The organism is Canibacter zhuwentaonis (genome assembly GCF_018531145.1).
In the GTDB taxonomy this organism is placed as follows: Bacteria; Actinomycetota; Actinomycetes; order Actinomycetales; family Microbacteriaceae; genus Canibacter; species Canibacter zhuwentaonis.
Map to the genome: position 1 here is coordinate 1 of NZ_JAHDSZ010000027.1, position 815 is coordinate 815.

The 815-nt window shown below is 51.9% G+C and carries 2 protein-coding genes; one reads left to right on the top strand and one right to left on the bottom strand.

The genetic code is table 11. The features are described 5' to 3' along the window. Positions 1 to 379: LPXTG cell wall anchor domain-containing protein (locus tag KJY78_RS06460; protein WP_214337798.1), on the top strand; the 379-nt coding region annotated here is incomplete at its 5' end. Positions 380 to 495: 116 nt separating this feature from the next. Here KJY78_RS06460 and KJY78_RS06465 read toward each other — a convergent pair. Continuing rightward, positions 496 to 815, bottom strand: a 320-nt coding sequence (locus KJY78_RS06465) for a hypothetical protein (protein WP_214337800.1), incomplete at its 5' end; no start/stop codon positions are given.

Genomic DNA, 815 nt, shown 5'->3' on the forward strand with positions numbered 1-815 from the left:
CCCGTTTAAGCATAACGCTACTTTCACGTACACGCTCGACTATGCTCGGCTTGTTAACGGCGCAGGAGCGCCCCAAGTTATACATAAAATAGTGTGGGCTGGCAGTAATTGCACAGTAACAGTACGCAACATGACAGCCCCTGATGGTTGGGAGTTCACCAGCCAAACCCCGTCGGTGTATCAACTGCAACAGGTTATGATGGACGAAACAGTTCAACACACAGTTCGTTTACAACGCAAATTCATGGCCGTAGCACCACCGCTGCCACTCACCGGCGGAATCGCAACCGACTGGCTATATCTAGCAGGAGCAGGTGTACTGATAGTTGGTGTTGCGGCGGGGCTTGTGGCACGCAGACGGCTACAGGCTCGCGTGTAACACCCACAAGCAGAAGCAACAGGCGGCAAGTGGTTTGACCGCTCGGGTGTCAGCACCTGTAGGCTGGTTAGCACCGGCGGGTGGTGTGGTTGTTTTAGTAAGCTGCTGGTTGCGGGTTACTGGTACAGGGCAGTTGGGTTGGTTGGTTTTTTAGATTGTACAGGGGCTGTTGTGTTGCGTACTGTTACTGTGCAGTTGCTTCCAGCCCATAACATCCTATGTATGACTTGGGGTGCTCCTGCGCCGTTAGCAAGCGCAGCGTAGTTGAGCGTGTACGTGAAAGTATTGTTATGTTGAAACGGGGTAACACAGTCAACACTACCTGACACGGTCACAACACCACTAGTGGGGCGTTCTCCTTCGGGTCTAACAACAAGTGAGACTGTGACCCTTTTGTTTGTGACATTAAAGCTTGCTTGTGAAGTGTTATTCCCCT